General features: G+C 56.5%; 17 protein-coding genes and 3 tRNA genes. 8 read left to right on the top strand and 12 right to left on the bottom strand.

Annotated elements, in window-relative coordinates:
- Positions 1-21: 21 nt before the first annotated feature.
- Together AC2FFH_RS05205 and AC2FFH_RS05200 are read right to left on the bottom strand one after the other, a co-directional pair.
- Complete coding sequence (locus tag AC2FFH_RS05205) at positions 22-1,608, bottom strand: APC family permease (protein ID WP_496843909.1); 1,587 nt, start codon at positions 1,606-1,608, stop codon at positions 22-24.
- Between the two features lie 127 nt (positions 1,609-1,735).
- Positions 1,736-1,810 (bottom strand) — tRNA-Val (locus AC2FFH_RS05200).
- A 211-nt stretch (positions 1,811-2,021) separates the two neighbouring features.
- Here AC2FFH_RS05200 and AC2FFH_RS05195 point away from each other — a divergent pair.
- From AC2FFH_RS05195 to uvrA, 3 genes are all read left to right on the top strand, one after another.
- Positions 2,022-2,098, top strand: a tRNA-Asp gene (locus AC2FFH_RS05195).
- A gap of 46 nt (positions 2,099-2,144) precedes the next feature.
- Positions 2,145-2,221: transfer RNA gene (locus tag AC2FFH_RS05190), tRNA-Asp, on the top strand.
- Positions 2,222-2,397: 176 nt separating this feature from the next.
- A complete protein-coding gene (gene uvrA, locus AC2FFH_RS05185; protein WP_496843908.1) occupies positions 2,398-5,256 on the top strand; it encodes an excinuclease ABC subunit UvrA in 2,859 nt (952 codons plus the stop codon).
- A 9-nt stretch (positions 5,257-5,265) separates the two neighbouring features.
- On the opposite strand, the gene AC2FFH_RS05180 is transcribed toward uvrA, so the two are convergent.
- The 5 genes from AC2FFH_RS05180 to AC2FFH_RS05160 form a co-directional block, all read right to left on the bottom strand.
- Complete coding sequence (locus AC2FFH_RS05180; protein WP_058271892.1) at positions 5,266-5,598, bottom strand: hypothetical protein; 333 nt, start codon at positions 5,596-5,598, stop codon at positions 5,266-5,268.
- A gap of 97 nt (positions 5,599-5,695) precedes the next feature.
- Complete coding sequence (gene mmsB, locus AC2FFH_RS05175) at positions 5,696-6,568, bottom strand: 3-hydroxyisobutyrate dehydrogenase (protein ID WP_496765163.1); 873 nt, start codon at positions 6,566-6,568, stop codon at positions 5,696-5,698.
- A gap of 3 nt (positions 6,569-6,571) precedes the next feature.
- Positions 6,572-7,612: an enoyl-CoA hydratase/isomerase family protein gene (locus AC2FFH_RS05170; protein WP_496843907.1), complete on the bottom strand. Its 1,041-nt coding sequence runs from the start codon at positions 7,610-7,612 to the stop codon at positions 6,572-6,574.
- Between the two features lie 7 nt (positions 7,613-7,619).
- Positions 7,620-8,762 (bottom strand): acyl-CoA dehydrogenase family protein, encoded by a 1,143-nt coding sequence (locus AC2FFH_RS05165; protein ID WP_496765158.1) that lies wholly within the window; start codon positions 8,760-8,762, stop codon positions 7,620-7,622.
- 117 nt (positions 8,763-8,879) lie between these two features.
- Complete coding sequence (locus tag AC2FFH_RS05160) at positions 8,880-9,995, bottom strand: carboxylate-amine ligase (RefSeq protein WP_496843906.1); 1,116 nt, start codon at positions 9,993-9,995, stop codon at positions 8,880-8,882.
- A 141-nt stretch (positions 9,996-10,136) separates the two neighbouring features.
- Here AC2FFH_RS05160 and AC2FFH_RS05155 point away from each other — a divergent pair, with 141 nt between their 5' ends.
- Together AC2FFH_RS05155 and AC2FFH_RS05150 are read left to right on the top strand one after the other, a co-directional pair.
- Complete coding sequence (locus AC2FFH_RS05155; protein ID WP_496843905.1) at positions 10,137-10,988, top strand: class I SAM-dependent methyltransferase; 852 nt, start codon at positions 10,137-10,139, stop codon at positions 10,986-10,988.
- Positions 10,989-11,060: 72 nt separating this feature from the next.
- Positions 11,061-11,537, top strand: coding sequence for a fasciclin domain-containing protein (locus AC2FFH_RS05150; RefSeq protein ID WP_496722649.1), 477 nt, complete (start codon positions 11,061-11,063; stop codon positions 11,535-11,537).
- Positions 11,538-11,590: 53 nt separating this feature from the next.
- Here AC2FFH_RS05150 and AC2FFH_RS05145 read toward each other — a convergent pair whose 3' ends face one another.
- Complete coding sequence (locus AC2FFH_RS05145) at positions 11,591-12,190, bottom strand: L,D-transpeptidase (RefSeq protein WP_496765147.1); 600 nt, start codon at positions 12,188-12,190, stop codon at positions 11,591-11,593.
- A 405-nt stretch (positions 12,191-12,595) separates the two neighbouring features.
- On the bottom strand, positions 12,596-14,095 hold the full coding sequence (locus AC2FFH_RS05140; RefSeq protein WP_108858716.1) for a CoA-acylating methylmalonate-semialdehyde dehydrogenase: 1,500 nt from the start codon (positions 14,093-14,095) through the stop codon (positions 12,596-12,598).
- Between the two features lie 104 nt (positions 14,096-14,199).
- Here AC2FFH_RS05140 and AC2FFH_RS05135 point away from each other — a divergent pair, with 104 nt between their 5' ends.
- The 3 genes from AC2FFH_RS05135 to coaD all read left to right on the top strand — a co-directional run bounded on the left by AC2FFH_RS05135 (position 14,200) and on the right by coaD (position 16,177).
- Positions 14,200-15,102: a LysR family transcriptional regulator gene (locus tag AC2FFH_RS05135; RefSeq protein ID WP_496765141.1), complete on the top strand. Its 903-nt coding sequence runs from the start codon at positions 14,200-14,202 to the stop codon at positions 15,100-15,102.
- A 60-nt stretch (positions 15,103-15,162) separates the two neighbouring features.
- Entirely contained in the window at positions 15,163-15,600 is a 438-nt protein-coding gene (locus AC2FFH_RS05130; protein WP_058271514.1) for a CBS domain-containing protein, read from the top strand.
- A gap of 85 nt (positions 15,601-15,685) precedes the next feature.
- Positions 15,686-16,177 (top strand): pantetheine-phosphate adenylyltransferase, encoded by a 492-nt coding sequence (coaD, locus tag AC2FFH_RS05125; RefSeq protein WP_170412872.1) that lies wholly within the window; start codon positions 15,686-15,688, stop codon positions 16,175-16,177.
- On the opposite strand, the gene gap (AC2FFH_RS05120) is transcribed toward coaD, so the two are convergent.
- The 3 genes from gap (AC2FFH_RS05120) to gap (AC2FFH_RS05110) all read right to left on the bottom strand — a co-directional run bounded on the left by gap (AC2FFH_RS05120) (position 16,169) and on the right by gap (AC2FFH_RS05110) (position 18,472).
- A complete protein-coding gene (gene gap / locus AC2FFH_RS05120; RefSeq protein ID WP_496843904.1) occupies positions 16,169-17,173 on the bottom strand; it encodes a type I glyceraldehyde-3-phosphate dehydrogenase in 1,005 nt (334 codons plus the stop codon). The two genes, coaD and gap (AC2FFH_RS05120), sit on opposite strands and share 9 nt — an antisense overlap.
- An 82-nt stretch (positions 17,174-17,255) precedes the next feature.
- Complete coding sequence (locus tag AC2FFH_RS05115; protein ID WP_282151119.1) at positions 17,256-17,399, bottom strand: hypothetical protein; 144 nt, start codon at positions 17,397-17,399, stop codon at positions 17,256-17,258.
- A gap of 71 nt (positions 17,400-17,470) precedes the next feature.
- Positions 17,471-18,472, bottom strand: a complete 1,002-nt coding sequence (gap, locus tag AC2FFH_RS05110; protein ID WP_496722660.1) for a type I glyceraldehyde-3-phosphate dehydrogenase — start codon at positions 18,470-18,472, stop codon at positions 17,471-17,473.
- Between the last annotated feature and the right edge of the window lie 145 nt (positions 18,473-18,617).

The following is an 18,617-nucleotide window of genomic DNA, read 5'->3' as shown; positions in this document are numbered from 1 at the left end:
TTTTCCCCGCCTTTTTCCTTTTCAAAAGCCTATAACGGGTTTCTTTGGGTCCAGAACCTCTTCCTCAGCGATGTAAGTCTGAAACTTTTTGGCGGACAGGGAGGATCGGACCGCTAGGCCAAAAATGACGATTGAGAACATTACGCACAGCAAAATATCCCAGCCAAAGGGGATTTGCTTAAGCGCACCTTCGCCGAACTGTCCCAGGAACGAGATCAAGCCGATCCCTCCGAAATAGGGAACCAGCCACAGGGCTTCGGTCACGTCCATTTCGTCCAGCCGATTGTGGAACCGTGCGAGAAGAAGAACAAACCCGACGATTAACGCTATGCCAAGCCGCCAAACGGTGTCCCAACCGCTCCAATAGACGATGAGTGTGGCGATAGCGAAGGCCGTGATGGCCACCACTTTGACGAAGGGGATGCGAATGGAACGCGGGCGGTCCGGCATCAGGCGGCGCAGGCACACAACGGCGATTGGCCCAACGGCGAAAGACACAACGATGGCCGCACCATTCAGAGCAATAACGGTGGTGAACGGGACCGTAAGAAGGAACAGGATTCCGATCAGAAAGTTCAGAGCCAAGGCCCACAAGGGCACCCCAAATGAAGACAGTATTTGCAAACGCTTTGGCAGGAACCCGTTCTGTGACAAGGCCAGTGCAATGCGCGCGTTCGAGCCTGTCGATACCAAACCGTTGCCGAAGGGGCCAATGACCGAGCCTATGTTCAAAACGCTCAGGAACCAGACGATCCCAACCGATAGGATGACCCCGTCCAATGGCCCCTGACCGCTAAAATTCAGGCTTGCCCAGCCGTTCTTCAGCATCTCCGGGTCAAGTGCGCCGATAAACGCGATCTGCAATCCGACATAGATGGCCGCACACAGAATAATAGACAGCACCAGCGCCGCAGGAATGGCCACTTTGGGGTTTCGAACCTCACCAGCCATATCGACCACATGACGGAAACCGATGAAGGAAAAGATGACGCCTCCGGTTGAAACAGCCGCCATGATGCCCTGCAAGCCGTACGGCGCAAAACCACCCGGTTGGGTGAAGTTCCCAGTGTCAAATCGACTTGCGATCAGCAAAATCGACAGAACGATAGGAATGGCAATCTTGGCCCATGTCAGCGTCGCGTTGACTTGCGTAAAGAATTTTACCCCCAACGCATTAATGACAACGAACAACAACATGAAAAACAACGCCACGGCGATACCCGCGCCGGTCAAATCGCCCGTATCGGCTGTGTGCAGCCAGGGAGCATAAGGTCCGAGGTATTTCAGCATCGCCTCGACCTCAATCGGGGCGGTAGTGTTGTAGCCAATCCAGGCGGTCCACCCCATTGCCATCGAAACGATGTTCCCGTGCGAAAACTGGGGGACGCGGGCGATCCCTCCGGGAATGGGCAGCATGGCCGAAATCTCGGCGAAGGTTATCGCAAGAACGAACATGGCCACCGCGCCAATGATCCACGAAAGGATAGCGGCAGGACCTGCGTGTTGAACTGCGAGGAGGGGGCCGAACAACCAGCCGGAACCGATAATTCCACCGACCGAAATGAAGGTCAGGCCGACAAGGCCAATATCCCGTTTCAATTTGGCCATGCGAAACCCCATGCCTCAGCGCCGGTTGATCACACGGCAGATGTAGGAACGATACGCAGCTGAAATACAAGCTGGCAAGCATCGTAATTTCAAGGCCTTAGAGGGCGTTGATTCTGAGGAAGTGGAATGGTGGGTGATAAGAGATTTGAACTCCTGACATCTTCGATGTGAACGAAGCGCTCTACCACTGAGCTAATCACCCATAGGCGCTGCTGTTACAGCGACTCGGATTGGTTGGCAAGATGGCCGGTATTGAATTCGATGCAGCTCATGAAAAGCTGGTTTTGCGGCCTCGGTGGCGGATGGCTCATTCGGAAAAAATCAGGTTCTTCGAAAAAACTTCAAAACGCCGCTTGACGATGTCGGGGCGTAGCCATAATACACCCAAACGTTCAGCGATGAACAGACAGCGGGCGGTTGTAGCTCAGATGGTTAGAGTACCGGCCTGTCACGCCGGGGGTCGCGGGTTCGAGCCCCGTCAACCGCGCCACTGCTGTCAGCCTGGATCCGGGTTAAGGGATCACGAAAAAAGATGCGCGGTTGTAGCTCAGTTGGTTAGAGTACCGGCCTGTCACGCCGGGGGTCGCGGGTTCGAGCCCCGTCAACCGCGCCATTTTCCCAAAAGTCAGCGTTGAAATCGTAACTTGTTGCACGCTTCGGCGTGTCAGTTGCGATGCTGCTTTGTTGGATAGGCGAATAAATGACAGTTCTTGCTTTGTTCTGATTTTTCTGTTGGAGTTCCAGCGTCGTTCACCTATTTCTAAGACACTTGTGTGTTGGGGGCCAAAAATGGCTGAGCTGAAGAATATCGAAGTGCGTGGAGCGCGCGAACATAACCTCAAGGGTATAGACGTGGACATCCCACGTGATCAGCTTGTGGTGATCACCGGGCTGTCGGGGTCTGGTAAGTCGTCTTTGGCTTTTGACACGATCTATGCCGAGGGCCAGCGGCGCTACGTGGAAAGCCTGTCAGCCTATGCGCGCCAGTTTCTGGACATGATGGAAAAGCCGGATGTGGATCACATCAGCGGCCTGTCGCCTGCCATTTCGATTGAACAGAAAACCACGTCCAAAAACCCGCGTTCTACGGTAGGAACGGTCACCGAGATCTATGACTATATGCGCCTGTTGTTCGCTCGCTCCGGTACGCCGTACAGCCCGGCAACGGGGCAGCCGATTGAGGCCCAACAGGTTCAGGACATGGTCGACCGCATCATGACGATGGAGGAGGGGACGCGCGGATTCTTGCTCGCCCCCATCGTGCGCGACCGCAAAGGCGAATACAAAAAGGAATTCCTCGAACTGCGCAAGCAGGGCTTCCAACGCGTGAAGGTCGACGGAGAATTCTACGAACTGGATGAACCGCCCACGCTGGACAAGAAATATCGCCATGACATTGATGTCGTCGTCGACCGGTTGGTCGTGCGCGAAGGGATGGAGACCCGGCTGGCCGACAGTTTGCGTACCGCGTTGGACTTGGCCGACGGTATCGCCGTTCTGGAAACCGCGCCGCGTGAAGGCGATCCGGAACGGATCACCTTCAGCGAGAATTTTGCTTGCCCGGTCAGCGGCTTCACCATTCCTGAAATCGAACCCCGTTTGTTTTCGTTCAATGCTCCGTTCGGGGCGTGCCCGGATTGTGATGGTCTGGGTGTCGAGCTGTTCTTTGACGAACGCCTTGTGGTGCCGGACCAGACCCTGAAACTGTACGACGGGGCGTTGGCGCCCTGGCGCAAGGGAAAGTCGCCGTACTTTCTGCAGACCATCGAAGCGATTGCCCGACACTATGAGTTCGACAAGAACACGCCGTGGAAGGACCTGCCGCCAAAGGTGCAGCAAGTGTTTCTGCGCGGTTCCGGCGACGAAGAAATCCAATTCCGCTATGATGAAGGCGGGCGGGTCTATCAGGTCACCCGCAGCTTTGAGGGCGTGATCCCGAATATGCAACGCCGCTATCGCGAGACCGACAGCGCATGGATCCGTGAAGAGTTTGAGCGGTATCAGAACAACCGACCCTGTGGTGCCTGTGAAGGCTATCGCCTACGTCCCGAGGCGCTGGCGGTTAAGATCGCAGGCGTGCATGTTGGGCAGGTTGTTCAGATGTCGATCCGCGAGGCCCTGGCCTGGGTCGAAGATGCACCGAACCATCTAAGTGTCCAGAAGAACGAAATCGCACGCGCCATTCTCAAGGAGATCCGTGAGCGGCTAGGATTTCTGAATAACGTTGGTTTGGAATACCTTACGCTGTCCCGCTCAAGTGGTACCTTGTCTGGTGGTGAAAGCCAGCGCATTCGTCTTGCCAGCCAGATCGGATCTGGTTTGACAGGAGTTTTGTACGTTCTGGATGAACCGTCCATTGGTCTGCACCAGCGGGACAACGATCGCTTGCTTGGGACGCTCAAGAACCTGCGTGACCAGGGTAACACAGTGATTGTCGTCGAGCATGACGAGGAAGCAATCCGCGAGGCGGATTATGTTTTTGACATCGGGCCGGGGGCTGGAGTGCATGGTGGTCAGGTTGTGAGCAAAGGCACACCTGATCAAATCGCGGCTGATGCGGCCTCGATGACCGGGCAGTATTTGTCGGGAACCCGCGAGATCTCGGTCCCGGCTGAGCGACGCAAAGGGAACAAAAAGAAGGTGACGGTTGTCAAAGCGACCGGGAACAACCTGAAAAACGTGACCGCGGATTTCCCGTTGGGCAAGTTCGTCTGCGTTACCGGGGTGTCGGGCGGCGGAAAATCGACGCTTACGATTGAGACGCTATTTAAAACTGCCTCCATGCGTTTGAACGGCGCGCGGCAAACGCCGGCGCCCTGCGAAACCATCAAAGGGTTGGAGCATCTGGATAAGGTCATCGACATTGACCAGCGCCCTATTGGGCGAACTCCGCGTTCAAATCCAGCGACTTACACCGGGGCCTTCACGCCGATCCGCGATTGGTTTGCCGGTCTGCCCGAGGCAAAGGCGCGCGGCTACAAACCGGGGCGTTTCAGCTTTAACGTCAAGGGCGGCCGGTGCGAGGCATGTCAGGGTGACGGCGTCATCAAGATTGAGATGCACTTCCTGCCAGATGTTTATGTCACCTGCGAAACCTGCAAGGGCGCGCGGTACAACCGTGAAACGCTGGAGATCAAGTTCAAAGGCAAGTCCATCGCCGATGTACTGGATATGACCGTCGAAGACGCGCAGGAGTTCTTTAAGGCTGTACCCTCAATCCGCGATAAAATGGATGCACTGGCGCGTGTCGGGCTTGGCTATATCAAGGTTGGGCAGCAGGCGACAACGCTTTCGGGAGGTGAAGCGCAGCGCGTGAAGCTTTCAAAGGAATTGTCCAAACGATCGACCGGTCGCACGTTGTACATTCTGGATGAACCGACAACGGGTCTTCACTTCGAAGATGTCCGTAAGCTGTTGGAAGTGCTGCATGAACTGGTCGATCAGGGCAATACGGTCGTTGTGATCGAACACAATCTGGATGTCGTCAAAACCGCCGACCATATCATTGATATCGGCCCGGAAGGCGGCGATGGCGGTGGTGAGATCGTGGCAACCGGGACACCCGAGAATGTGGCCGAGGTTGATCGCAGCCATACCGGCAGGTATCTCAAGCCGATGTTGGACGGTGCGCGCGTTGCTGCGGAATAGTGCCGTTCTTTAGTAAAGAATATCAGCCACTGCGCCGATCAGGTTCAGCACCTTTTGCGTTTCGGGGTCGACACGATAAACGTAATCGCCCGCGCGAATGTAGGATCCGCCGCGATTCAGACCATAACGGTAGGGATCGTTGATCCAGCGGTAGTCGCGCGTGATATAGTCGCCCTTTTTGTACAGGTTTTTTACCTGACCCGGCGGAACACAGGGTACTGCTTTTTTTGCCAAGCCTGGCGGGCAATGACCCGCCTTACTCTTTCCGTTCCCAGCCATTGCTGTAGCCGGACTCAATGAAAGCGCGACAATGGTCAAAGTAACAGACAGAATTCGCGACATCATGTTTCCTTTCGCGTTAAAGCGCGGTTAGGAAACAGATGGCCGCTGTTTGTCCGCCGGTCAACCCGATGGGCAGGAAGTTGCCACCCTGCGGCAGCTAGCCCCTGGTACGGTTTTCAAAACGTGGCAGCATGGCGGAAAAATCCTTGCCCAGTCCGTCTTCGGATTCGACGAATTTCTCATAAAGCGCTGTTGCAACCTGTCCCATGGGCGTGTCTGCGTCCGAGCTTTCAGCAGCTTGCTGGCTGAGCCGCAGGTCTTTTAGCATCAGCTCGGCCGCAAATCCGGGTTGATAGTCGTTATCCGCCGGGCTGGCAGGTCCAACGCCGGGGGCGGGGCAGTAGGCGTTCATCGTCCAGCTATAGCCCGAGGACGTGCTGACCACGTCAAACATCTTCTGCCGGTCCAGCCCAAGCTTGTCGGCCAGCGCAAAGGCCTCGCAGGTGGCGATCATGGTTACGCCCAGGATCATGTTGTTGCAAATCTTGGCCGCTTGACCAGCACCGGATTCGCCGCAATGCACAGCTTTCTGACCCATGATGTCGAACAGCGGCGATGCCTTTTCAAACGCCGCGTCGCTACCGCCTGCCATGAAGGTTAGCGTACCCGCCGCCGCACCGCCGATGCCACCTGACACAGGGGCGTCTACTGCGAGAACGTCCGCTTCCTTGGCCTGCTCAGCGACGGCACGGGCGCTGTCGACATCGACCGTTGAACAGTCGATCCAGACCGCTCCGGGCACCATGGCGGGAATGATCTCTTTTGCCACCGCCCGCAGGATCTGTCCGTTCGGCAGCATGGTCACGACGATGTCGGCACCAGTCGCGGCCTCAGGACCGGAGCTGGCGATAGTGACACCCGGGACAGAGACATCCGCCATGTCAAAGCCGCTGACATCATGCCCTGCTTTGGCAAGGTTGGCCGCCATCGGATTGCCCATGTTGCCCAGACCGATAAACCCGATTTTCATTCCTTAATCCTCCTCAAAAGTCAGCGTGTCCGCGCCCAAAGGTTGTAGCATCTTTGAAACAGCGACAGCCGGTACGTCTTGGTTCTGATGGCGCCAGCTCGGGTTGCGATCCTTGTCGATGATCTGCGCCCGGATACCCTCCAGAAAGTCCCCGTGTTCCATCGCGCGATAGGTAAATCGGTACTCCAGTTCCAACGCCTTGCGTATGGTCAGGTTTGGAGTGCGGAGACGGTGCAGCATTTCGACCGTGCACGCCATGGAGAGTGGCGAATTGCGCCCGATCAACTTCAGTGCGTCAGCGGCGGCTTCATTGTTCGAGTTGCGCAGGCTGTTCTGTATATCTGCAAGAGTTTCGCCACCGAAATCTGACTCAATCGCATCTTGCATTGCGCCCAACGAGCCTTGGGGCGGCGTTTCGGAATGGCTTTCAAGAATGCTGGCGTCGCCGGATGCTTCAAGCATGTCGATCAGATCCGGCCATTGCTGGATCGGAATGTAATGATCTGCGAAACCGGCCAGAATGGCATCTGCTGGACCCATACGATGACCGGTAGTGCCGAGATATTCACCTAACCGTCCGGGTGCGAGTGCCAGCATCAGTGTGCTGCCGACATCCGGAACCAAACCAATCGAGCATTCAGGCAGGGCGATTTGCGACGTTTCACCCACGATGCGATGGCTACCATGGCAACCGATGCCGACGCCACCACCCATCGTGAACCCCTGAAGAAAGCTGACTACTGGCTTTGGGTATTCGAAGATCAGAGCATTCAAGCGGTACTCATCGCGCCAGAACTTTCGGCCGTATTCAAAATCGCCCTTGGTGCCGGTCTCATAAAGCTCGGCAATGTCACCGCCCGCGCAAAAGGCCTTGTCGCCCTCGGCATCCAGAATAACCAGTTCGACCGCGTCGTCCTCGCGCCAGTTGCGCAGCGCGGTGTCGATCGCCAGGCACATGTCATAGCTGAGTGCATTCAGGGCCTTGGTTCGGGTCAGGGTGATACGACCGGCACGGCCTGCGGTGCGAATATAGATGTCTGGCATAAAGTCCTCAGCGCTGAGAGAGCATCTGGCGGGCAACGATGACCCGCATGATCTCGTTCGTGCCTTCCAAAATTTGATGCACGCGCAGATCGCGCACAAGTTTTTCGATGCCATAGTCGGCCAGATAACCATAGCCGCCGTGCAATTGCAGGCACTGATCCACCACTTTCGATCCCGTCTCGGTCACGAATTTCTTGGCCATAGCGCAGAACTTTGTTGAATCGGGCGCGCCCTGATCCAACTTCCACGCCGCCTGACGCAGGAATGTCCGGGCGGCCTGCAGCTCGATCTCCATATCTGCCAGACGGAACTGAAGGGCCTGAAACTGGTCGATGGACTGCCCGAAAGCCTTCCGCTCGGACATGTATTGCAGTGTCATGTTCAACCCGGTTTGTGCGGCACCTAGAGAACAGGACGCGATGTTCAGACGTCCGCCATCCAGTCCCTTCATCGCGTATTTAAAACCGTCACCCTCGACACCGACAAGGTTGTCGGAGGGGATCTTGCAATCGTCGAACTGTACCTGAGCAGTAGGCTGGCTTTTCCACCCCATCTTCTGTTCCAGCGCGCCAAAGCTCAGGCCTGGGGTGCCATCCTCGACATAGACCGTCGAAATGCCCTTGGGCCCATCCTGGCCGGTGCGCACCATGCAGACATAGGCATCCGAATACCCGCCCCCCGAGATGAAAGCCTTGGTGCCGTTCAAAGTATAGCCTTCGTTCGTTCGTTCCGCGCGGGTTTTCAAAGCGGCCGCGTCCGAACCTGAGCCGGGCTCGGTCAGGCAATAGCTGAGCACGGTGTTCAAGCTAAGAACATCGGGCATGATGCGGCATTTCAGCTCGTCACTGGCGAAGCTGTCCAGCATCTTGGCGCACATGTTGTGGATCGACAGAAAGGCCGCGACAGAGGGGCAGGCCATCGACAAAGCTTCGAACACAAGCGTGGCGTCCAGACGAGACAGGCCAGAACCGCCGCTGTCTTCCGAGACATAAAGGCCGCCGAAACCCAGCTCACCAATGCGCGGCCAAAGGTCTTTGGGGATGGTGCCTTCGGCTTCCCACTGGCGGGCAAATGGGGCGATGTTTTCCTGCCCGAAATCATGGGCCATGTCGAAGATTGCGTTCTGCTCTTCGGTTGTTGCGAAATCCATGGATTGCCTCCCACGCTGCCCGTTGAATTGAACGAGTGTTTATTTCCCAATCCTTACAGAAATTTTGCACGGCCATCAATCACGGGCACATTCTTGTGCGGGAGAACGTGCCAACGTTCAGAGGTCTTGATGGAATTCGTCAATCAAGTGTTGAACCACAGCCTTGCCGGGGTCATCACCTTTTGCCGCTGCCTCGGCATGTACCCGGCGCTGGCGGGTGGCCGAGGTGCCGTTCTGGGCAATCTGCTGCAGCTTTGCCAACTCAGTCATGGTGCCCAGAGCTTCGGCGTCTTCGGCCAGCAGACCCATCAATTCGCCCATGAGTTCCGGCATGGGTTTGATTGAGCGATCTCCGAAGTCAATCATCCCTTCGCCAACGCCATAGCGCTGCGCACGCCAGCGGTTTTCGCCAATGAGAAAGCGATCGTATTGTCGCCACCTGAGATTTCGGTCTTTCAAGCGACATAGCATGCGCGTTAACGCCTGCACCATTGCGGCCAGTGAAAGTGCATGCTCCATGCGGGGCTGCACGTCCATGATCCGGGTCTCCAGCGTTGGATATTGGTGCGACGGTCGCAAATCCCACCAGATTTTCGTGGTATCTTCGATCACGCCCAGTTCGACCAGAACGCCCGTAGTACGTTCATATTCGGACCAGCCGGAAAAGATCGGCGGGAGTCCTGTCCGTGGCAAGTTGTCGAACACCGTTAACCTGTACGAAGACAGTCCTGTGTCCTCACCGTTCCAATAGGGCGATGACGTCGACAAGGCCAAGAGATGCGGCAGAAAGTAGGACAGCTGCGGAATCAGGTCGGCGCGCAAGGCTGAATCGGTCACCCCGATATGGACATGCATGCCACAGATAAGCATACGCCGCGCCACTCCGCCCAACGCGTGTTGTAGCGCGTCATATCGGTCTTTGCGCGTGTGTTGCTGTTTTTTCCAGTCAGCAAAGGGGTGGCAGGAAACAGCGATTGGAGCAAGGTTGTGCTCGGCGGCGCGTTTCGAAACACAGGACCGCAAGCGTTTCAGATCCTCGCGCGCAGAGCTGATGGTCACATGCGGGCGCGTACCGACCTCGATCTGGCATTGCAGGAATTCGGGGCTGACCTGTCCTTCAAAATCGGCCTGGCAGGCTTCCATTAACGCGGCAGGCGCTTCGGCGAGTTCCAGACTGTCTCGAGCAACCAGCAGATACTCTTCTTCGATGCCCAGCGTAAATTCCTGCTGCATTCCGGCCCTCGCAACTGTGTTCTGACCAGTGAATACGGAAATTGTCTTTTTGCCAAGTGTTTGCCAGCTGGGTTCTTGCGAAGCCCCCATACGCACAGGTAAGGAGGCGTTCAGATTATCACCAAACCCGGAGCCACCCCCGTGAAACCAAGGAAATTCCCCCGGCTGAACGCCGTGCTTGACCGGTTGGGTGTAAAACTGATCGACAAAGTGACCGAACGGGATGAGCGTGCGCGTCTTGAGGCGTTCGAACGGGCAGGGGGTTTGACCCGGCCTGCCTATGCCCTGTCACCGGGGATGGAGGGGTTCGACATTGCCCAGCTGGTGTCGGAATACCAAGAACATTCCGCTTCGCTGGAAGCTCTGAAAGACCCTGCGCGCAACAAGACCGGATATCGTATTAACAACGGCTACTACGACAGCCCGGATGCGGACGCGCTGTATCTGATGATCCGCCGGTTCAAACCCAAGCGGGTGATCGAGGTGGGTTGCGGAAACTCGACCCGTGTAACGCGGCAGGCGATTATCGACGGCGGATTGGAGACCAAGGTCACCGCAATCGATCCGTATCCCCGGGCAGACATCGCGCATGTGGTGGATCAGTTCGAACAAAAACGTTTGGAGGAGATCGACCCGACGCTCTTTGAACAGCTCGAAGCTGGCGACGTGTTGTTCATCGATTCCAGCCACGTTGTCCGCATGAGCAATGACGTCGCGCACCTGTTCTGCCGCATCATTCCGGCGCTCAAACCCGGTGTGGTCATTCATGTGCACGATGTTTTTCTGCCCTACGAATATCCCAAACGGTTCTTCTATGATTGCCCGGGCTGGGGTGAGCAGTACATGCTGCATGCACTCCTGCAATCTGGTGCATATTCAATGCTTTGGCCCGGCTACTACCTACAGCAGGATTGCCCCGATGCGGTAGAATCCTTGCCATTTTTGAAGGACGGTCGTGCTCAAAGTTTATGGGTGCAGGTCAAAGAAAATTGATCAGTTAGTGATCCGGCGCGACTAAGCGCCCGTACCCCTTTCCATAACCAAGCTGGAGAGGAGATGACAGCCATGTTTCGTCGTACGTTTATGGGCGCCGCCGCCGCAATTGCACTGACACTGCCTGTAAAAGCACAGGCTGCAGATATCGTGGATACCGCAGTATCAGCCGGTTCCTTCAACACATTGGTCGCCGCCGTTCAGGCCGCGGGTCTTGTCGACACGTTGAAAAGTGACGGACCGTTCACAGTGTTCGCACCGACTGATGAAGCTTTTGCGGCACTGCCCGAAGGTACGGTGGAAACGCTGCTGTTGCCTGAAAACAAAGATCAGTTGGTCGAAATCCTTACCTATCACGTGGTCCCGGCCAAGGTGATGTCGGGTGATATCGCTGGCAAACGTGCGAAGGTGCTTACCGTACAAGGCGACCGTCTGAGCGTGAACGCCAAGAACGGCGTAAAAGTGAACGACGCTAAAGTCGTTCAGGCCGACATCGAAACCAGCAATGGTGTGATCCACGTCGTCGATGCGGTGATCCTGCCGGAATAAGACCCCCATCTGAGTAGAAGAAAGCCCCGGTTCTGATGACCGGGGCTTTTTCGTTAGACTAGTCTGACTTGGGTTCCGACTTTTACCAGAGGATAAAGCTCCTCGACATGTTGGTTATACAGGCCAATGCACCCTGACGAGCTTTGGCGTCCGATCTTTCGCGTATCATGAGTTCCGTGCACAAGATAAGCTGGCCAACCTAGATACATGGCGCGTGTACCCAGCGGGTTGCCGGGCTCCCCGCCTTCCATACGAACCGGCAAAAGCGGGTCGCGTTCGCGCATCGAGGCGGTCGGCGTCCAGCTTGGGTTTTCCGCTTTGCGCACAACTTTGGTATAGCCGCGCTTGGTCAGCTCTTCGCTCATCGGTACCGAACTGGGGTACAGCTTGTAGGTGCCATCGGGTCCCCAATAGTGCACCGCGCGGCTTGTGATATCGGCCAGCAAAGCGCCAGCGCCCAGCTGGTCAAAATGGTCCTGCCAGTTCTGTTGCGAGAAGGACGAGACATTGCGGCGCACCGGCAGTTGCGTGCTGATCGCCTCTTCTGTTGTTGGGAAAGCATCTGAACTTTCGGCGCGCAACAGCGTCGGTGTCGCAAGGACGGACGCAGCACCCAGCAAGGCGGTACGACGATTAATACGGGAACTGGACACGGATGCCTCCTGAAGGACTGCTCGAGAGTTTCCAGCAATTTAGTGACTGCGTTGCTTCAGGGCCAGATGCTTGGCTTAAATTTTCCGTGAGATTTACATGTTTCACGCGGTTTTTTGCCTGCTCGGACGGGGAATTGACCGGTGTCCGGACAGGGTTTTGCTGTTTGCCGGATAAGGCTTGGGGTATTTTTCTAACTTGGCCTCTCCATTTCCAAGGGACAGGCCCACAGATGTTCGGAGACCGCACGATATGACCAAGAAATCAGAAACCCTGGAAAGTCCCGTATCTTATGAGCTGAAAACCAAATTGGCAGATCTGAGCGAGCTCCTAAACAACTGATACCTTGACGAGGAACGAAAAAGGCCGCCCATTGAGGCGGCCTTTGGTCAATTTGACGCTAAAAATCAGTCCATCGCTTTGAAGTTGAACTCGCCACCTTCTTTGATGCCCGACGGCCAACGGGCCGTAACGGTTTTCGTGCGGGTGTAGAACTTGAAGCTGTCCGGACCGTGCTGGTTCAGGTCACCAAACATGGATTTCTTCCAGCCGCCAAAGGTGTGGTAGGCCAGCGGAACCGGGATCGGAACGTTGATACCGACCATGCCGATATTCACACGGCTGGCAAAGTCGCGCGCAGTGTCGCCATCGCGCGTAAAGATCGCGGTGCCATTGCCATACTCATGGTCCATCGCCAGTTTCAGAGCTTCTTCATAAGAGCCTGCGCGCACGGTCGACAGAACCGGGCCAAAAATCTCTTGCTTGTAGATGTCCATCTCAGGCGTCACATTATCGAACAGGTGTGGGCCGACAAAGAATCCGTCCTCATAGCCCTGCAAGCTGAAGTCGCGGTTATCAACAACCAGCTTCGCGCCTTGTTCCACACCCGAATTGATCAGACCAAGAATACGCTCTTTGGCAGCGCCGGTTACAACTGGGCCCATGTCGACGTCATCACCGGCGGTGTAAGGTCCGACCTTCAGCTTTTCGACGCGCGGGATCAGTTTTTCGATCAGAGCGTCAGCGGTTTCTTCGCCAACTGGCACAGCAACCGAGATGGCCATGCAGCGTTCGCCCGCCGCGCCAAACCCGGCACCGACCAGAGCGTCGGCAGCCTGATCCAAATCCGCGTCAGGCATGACGATCATGTGGTTCTTGGCGCCGCCGAAACACTGCGCGCGCTTACCGTTCGCGGTTGCGCGGGAATAGATGTATTGCGCGATCGGGGTCGAGCCAACAAAGGACACGCCCTGAATGGTATCGCTGTCCAGCAGAGTGTCCACGGCCTCTTTGTCGCCGTTGACGACCTGGAAGACGCCCTTGGGCAGGCCGGCTTCGACGAACAGTTCAGCCAGCATCAGCGGTACCGAGGGGTCACGCTCAGACGGTTTCAGAACCACGGCGTTGCCGCAGGCCAGTGCAGGACCCACGTGCCACAGCGGCATCATGGCCGGGAAATTGAACGGCATGATCGAAGCAACAACACCCAGCGGCTGACGCATCGAATACATGTCAATGCCCGGACCTGCGCTGTCGGTGAATTCACCTTTCAGCATCTGAGGCGCGGCGATGCAGTATTCGATCACTTCCAGACCGCGCTGCAGATCGCCTTTTGCGTCAGGGATAGTTTTGCCATGCTCGCGGCTCAGCGCTTCGGCCAGCTTGTCCATGTCGCGATTCATCAGGTGAACCATTGCCATCATGACACGTGCGCGTTTCTGCGGGTTGGTTGCCCCCCAGGTCAGCTGCGCGGCGGCTGCGCTTTCGATTGCGGCTGTGGTTTCAGCAGCACTTGCCATCGGGCACTTGTACTGAACCTCTCCAGTGGCAGGGTTAAAGACGTCGTCAAATCGTCCTGAGGTTCCGGCGACATTCTCGCCGTTGATGAAATGGGACAGCTCGGTCATTGCAGATCTCCTCCGATGCATTTGTGCGCACAATAGGCTTGCATAAATTGCTTGAACAGAGGCAATGTCCCAAAGAGGTTTTGCAAAAATGCAAAGGGCAGGGCGTGACACCGAACTGGGATGATATGCGGGTCTTTCTGGCCGTCGCGCGAGAAGAAAGCCTTTCGGCTGCCGGGCGTCAGCTGAAGATCGACCCTGCCACCGTCGGGCGGCGGATTGCTCGGTTAGAAGCCTCATTGGAAGCCCCCCTGTTTACCAAGTCGCAGCAAGGCTACCTTTTGACCGCTGCGGGTGAGCGCCTAATGGAACACGGGCAAAAAGCAGAAGAGGCGATGCGCGCGGCGGCGGGTGCAATGGCGGGAACGTCAAAAACGCTCAGCGGACAAATACGGATTGGCGCGCCAGACGGGTCGGCCAACTATCTTTTGCCGCAGGTCTGCGCGAAAATCAGCGATGCAAACCCCGATCTGGATATTCAGATTCTGGCCCTGCCGCGCGTGATCAACCTGTCCCGGCGCGAGGCTGATATGGCGGTGACCGTCAGTGCACCAACAGCTGGGAGCCTTCTGGTCCAGAAAATCACCGATTACAAACTGCACCTTGTTGCGACGCGCGACTATCTGGCCTCTTACCCGGCAATCCGCACGGTCCAAGACCTGAGTGGCCATCGCATGATTGGCTACATTCCGGATATGATCTTTGACCGCGAGCTGGATTATCTAGTGGATATCGGTGTTGACCGTGTCGCGCTTGCATCGAATTCGGTGTCGGTTCAGCTGCGGCAGGCCACGCTTGGAACGGGGGTTTGTGTTGCGCATGACTTCACCTTGCCGTTTCATCCCAACCTGCAGAAAATCCTGACGGATCAGGTGAGTTTGACCCGGAGTTTTCACCTGGTGCGACATCAGGGCGATCAGCGGAATGAAAGGTTGAACCGGTTTGCGCAGGCCTTGTCTCAGGGTATTCGGGAAGAGGTTGAGCGGCTTGAGGCTCAAGTGTCACCTTGACAGGTTTAAGCATTCCGGCAACGCTTTGGAAAACAGGACATTATTTCGGAGGTTACGCTTATGCTCGTTCAGGCCATTCTGAAATCCAAGGCCACCGGAGGGGTCGAGACAGTCAGCCCGACAATCACTGTGGCTGACGCCTCGAAAATCCTAGCCGAAAAACGGATCGGGACGGTTGTTGTATCAGAAGATGGCGGCGAAACGGCATCTGGCATCCTTTCCGAGCGGGACATCGTAAGGGAGTTGGCCGCAAGCGGCAGTGGTTGCCTGGCGCAGCCAGTCAGCGCCTATATGACCCGTAACCTTGTGACAGCCACTCAGCAGGACACGGTTCAGGATATCATGACGCGCATGACCGAAGGGCGCTTTCGCCACATGCCCGTTGTTGAAGACGGCAAGCTGGTGGGGATCGTGACGCTGGGCGACGTGGTTAAGGCGCAGCTGGCGGAACTGGCTATGGAAAAAGACGCGCTGCAAGGCATGATCATGGGGCATTGACGCCCTTGATCCCCATAGCTGCCTCTTGCACCTGCGGCGAAGTTATGTTTGCTAGCGCAGAAAGTTTATTGCGCAGGAGGCCACGATGAGGGTTGGATTATATCCCGGAACATTCGATCCAATCACCCTGGGTCATATCGATATCATTCGCCGTGCGGCTGCTTTGGTGGACAAGCTCGTCATTGGCGTCGCGATCAACCGCGACAAGGGCCCATTGTTCTCACTTGAGGAACGCGTTGCGATGATCGAGGCGGAATGCGCCCATCTGACTGAGCAAACGGGAACTGAAATCGTTGCGCATCCCTTTGAAAACCTGCTGATCGACTGCGCCCGCGATGTTGGGGCGCAGATCATTGTCCGCGGGCTGCGGGCGGTTGCGGATTTTGAGTATGAATTCCAGATGGTCGGAATGAACCGGGCATTGGACGACTCGATCGAGACGGTCTTCCTGATGGCCGAGGCGCGGCATCAGGCCATTGCCTCCAAGTTGGTTAAGGAAATCGCCCGGTTGGACGGGGACGTGTCGAAATTCGTCACGCCCCGCGTCAATGCTGCGCTGCGTGACCGTTTAGGATAGGGCTCCCATCGCCGCGGCGGTGTCTAGCATCCGGTTCGAAAAACCCCATTCGTTGTCATACCACGCCAGCACACGCACCAGTGTGCCGTCGGTCACCTTGGTTTCCGGCAATGAAACGGTCGAACTGTGTAGGTCGTGGTTAAAATCCACCGAGACCAACGGGCGGTTCTCTGCCGCCAGAACTCCGGGGATTCTGGCTGCGGCTTCGGTAAACAGCGCGTTGACTTCTTCTTCCGTTGTCGGGCGCGAGACTTCGGCGACCAGATCAACCACGGACACGTTCGGGGTTGGGACACGAATAGCCTGACCTGTCAGTTTTCCGGCCAATTGCGGCAAGACGAGGCCAACGGCAGAGGCCGCGCCTGTTGTGGTCGGAATCATCGACAATGCTGCCGCGCGGGACAGGTATGGGTCTTTCCCGGCAGTGTCGTGGACGGGTTGGCTGGCTGTGTAGGCGTGAACCGTGGTCATGTTGCCATGCACAATGCCAAGCCCTGCATCCAGTGCTGCGGCAACCGGTGACAAGCAATTGGTCGTGCAAGACGCGTTGGACACCACGTTATCTTCAGCCGTCAGCTCGTGATCGTTGACGCCGAACACAATCGTTTTTACCGCGCCATCGCCGCGGGCTGGGGCCGAGATCAAAACCTTCTTCGATCCGTTCGTGAAATGGCGGGATGCAGCTTCGCGTGTGCGGAATACGCCAGTGCATTCCAGAACGACGTCCACATCGGACCAATCCAGTTTTTCCGGCTCGCGTTCGCTGCTCAGGCGGATCGGACCGTTTCCAACGTCCAGGCCTGCCTCGGTTAAAGTGACCGGTTTGCCGTACCGGCCATGGACGCTGTCGAATTCGAACAAATGCGCGTTCAATTCCGGCTTCGCCAAGTCGTTTATCGCAACGATTTCAACGTCCGTCCGCCCGGATTCTATGACGGCCCGCAGCACGCCGCGTCCGATCCGTCCAAATCCGTTGATTGCCAGCTTGAGTGTCATGTCCTGCTCCGTGCGAATTGCGGCCAATATGAAGTTAGCGCTAACAAAGCCAGATCAGAGAAAAAGTCAAGCAAAACCTCAGTCAACGCCAGAAGGCGAGCCAGTCCAGAAAGAAGTAGAGTTTCTTGCCAAGGAACACGAATTGTTCGGTTCCAAAGAGGGCATAGCTGATAACGAACAAGCCCAGAATGAGCAGGGCAAGCCAAATGGCGATTTGATTTGTCATGCTAGCCCCGGACGAAAACGCCCGCCCAGTTAACCTGAGCGGGCGAAAAGGTTCAAGATTTCAAAGCAACCTTAGTTAAGGCGACCCATGGCAACTGCAACGTCTGCCATGCGGACCGAGAACGCCCATTCGTTGTCGTACCATGCCAGAACGCGGACCATGCGGTCGCCGACCACGCGGGTCTGATCGGGTGCGAAGATCGAGCTTTCTTCGGTGTTGTTGAAATCGGTCGAAACCAGCGGAGCGGGCTCATAGCCCAGAACGCGCTGCATCGAACCCTGCGAGGCCTCGCGTACGATGGCGTTCACTTCTTCTACCGTTACATCACGTGCGGCGCGGAATGTCAGATCAACCGCAGAAACATTCGGGGTCGGAACACGAATGGCCGAACCATCCAGGCGACCTTTCAGGTTGGGCAGAACCTCGCCCAGTGCTTTCGCGGCACCTGTTGAGGTCGGGATCATCGACATCGCGGCAGCACGGGCGCGGTACAAATCGCTGTGACGGCGGTCCAGGGTCGGCTGGTCGCCGGTATAAGCATGGATCGTGGTCATGATGCCGTTCTCGATGCCGATGCCCTCGTCCAGTACCTTGGCAAGCGGAGCAAGGCAGTTCGTGGTGCACGAACCGTTCGAGACCATTTTATCATCGGTCACAAGGCTGTTGTGGTTTACACCATACACGATGGTCTTATCGACGTTCTTGCCGGGGGCTGACAGCAGGACCTTTTGCGCACCACGATCTAGGTGCGTTTTGGCTTTCAGACCGTCATTGAATTTACCGGTGCATTCCAGAACGACATCGCAGCCATCCCAGTCCAGTTCATTCATGTCATAGGTCGAGAACATCTCCATCGGGCCGCGGCCCAGATCCATGGTTTTTCCGTCGATTGCGACATCGCGGGGGAAACGTCCGTGGACACTGTCATACTTTAGCAGGTGCGCTGTGGTTTCCAGCGGGCCGGTTGCGTTGACCTTGATCACTTCGATGTCGTTGCGGGCGGATGCCGCGATATGCGACAACGTGCAGCGGCCAATGCGGCCAAAACCATTGATACCGACCTTGATGGTCATGTGCTGTCTCCAAATGCGCTTGCGTTGGACGCCATATAGCGGTCAAAGCGCTTTCTCAAAAGACCAAAAGTGACATATTTTTAACGTGTTAGCGCAAACCTATGCCGGTTGCGCTAACGCTTGCGCTAGCCGTCGGATCGGGTAG

The sequence above is a fragment of the Ruegeria sp. YTSC003 genome (assembly GCF_059609785.1).
Note: the sequence above shows the minus strand (reverse complement) of the source record. Positions and strands in the feature narration are given on the sequence as shown.

Excerpts from the sequence above, each read along its gene's own strand:
- gap (WP_496843904.1), bottom strand. The coding sequence starts at position 17,173 with ATGACACTCAAGCTGGCAATCAACGGATTTGGACGGATCGGACGCGGC.
- AC2FFH_RS05205 (WP_496843909.1), bottom strand. The coding sequence starts at position 1,608 with ATGGCCAAATTGAAACGGGATATTGGCCTTGTCGGCCTGACCTTCATT.
- AC2FFH_RS05115 (WP_282151119.1), bottom strand. The coding sequence starts at position 17,399 with ATGACAAATCAAATCGCCATTTGGCTTGCCCTGCTCATTCTGGGCTTG.
- AC2FFH_RS05170 (WP_496843907.1), bottom strand. The coding sequence starts at position 7,612 with ATGCCAGACATCTATATTCGCACCGCAGGCCGTGCCGGTCGTATCACC.
- AC2FFH_RS05180 (WP_058271892.1), bottom strand. The coding sequence starts at position 5,598 with ATGTCGCGAATTCTGTCTGTTACTTTGACCATTGTCGCGCTTTCATTG.
- AC2FFH_RS05130 (WP_058271514.1), top strand. The coding sequence starts at position 15,163 with ATGCTCGTTCAGGCCATTCTGAAATCCAAGGCCACCGGAGGGGTCGAG.
- coaD (WP_170412872.1), top strand. The coding sequence starts at position 15,686 with ATGAGGGTTGGATTATATCCCGGAACATTCGATCCAATCACCCTGGGT.
- AC2FFH_RS05165 (WP_496765158.1), bottom strand. The coding sequence starts at position 8,762 with ATGGATTTCGCAACAACCGAAGAGCAGAACGCAATCTTCGACATGGCC.
- AC2FFH_RS05160 (WP_496843906.1), bottom strand. The coding sequence starts at position 9,995 with ATGCAGCAGGAATTTACGCTGGGCATCGAAGAAGAGTATCTGCTGGTT.
- gap (WP_496722660.1), bottom strand. The coding sequence starts at position 18,472 with ATGACCATCAAGGTCGGTATCAATGGTTTTGGCCGCATTGGCCGCTGC.
- uvrA (WP_496843908.1), top strand. The coding sequence starts at position 2,398 with ATGGCTGAGCTGAAGAATATCGAAGTGCGTGGAGCGCGCGAACATAAC.
- mmsB (WP_496765163.1), bottom strand. The coding sequence starts at position 6,568 with ATGAAAATCGGGTTTATCGGTCTGGGCAACATGGGCAATCCGATGGCG.
- AC2FFH_RS05140 (WP_108858716.1), bottom strand. The coding sequence starts at position 14,095 with ATGACCGAGCTGTCCCATTTCATCAACGGCGAGAATGTCGCCGGAACC.
- AC2FFH_RS05150 (WP_496722649.1), top strand. The coding sequence starts at position 11,061 with ATGTTTCGTCGTACGTTTATGGGCGCCGCCGCCGCAATTGCACTGACA.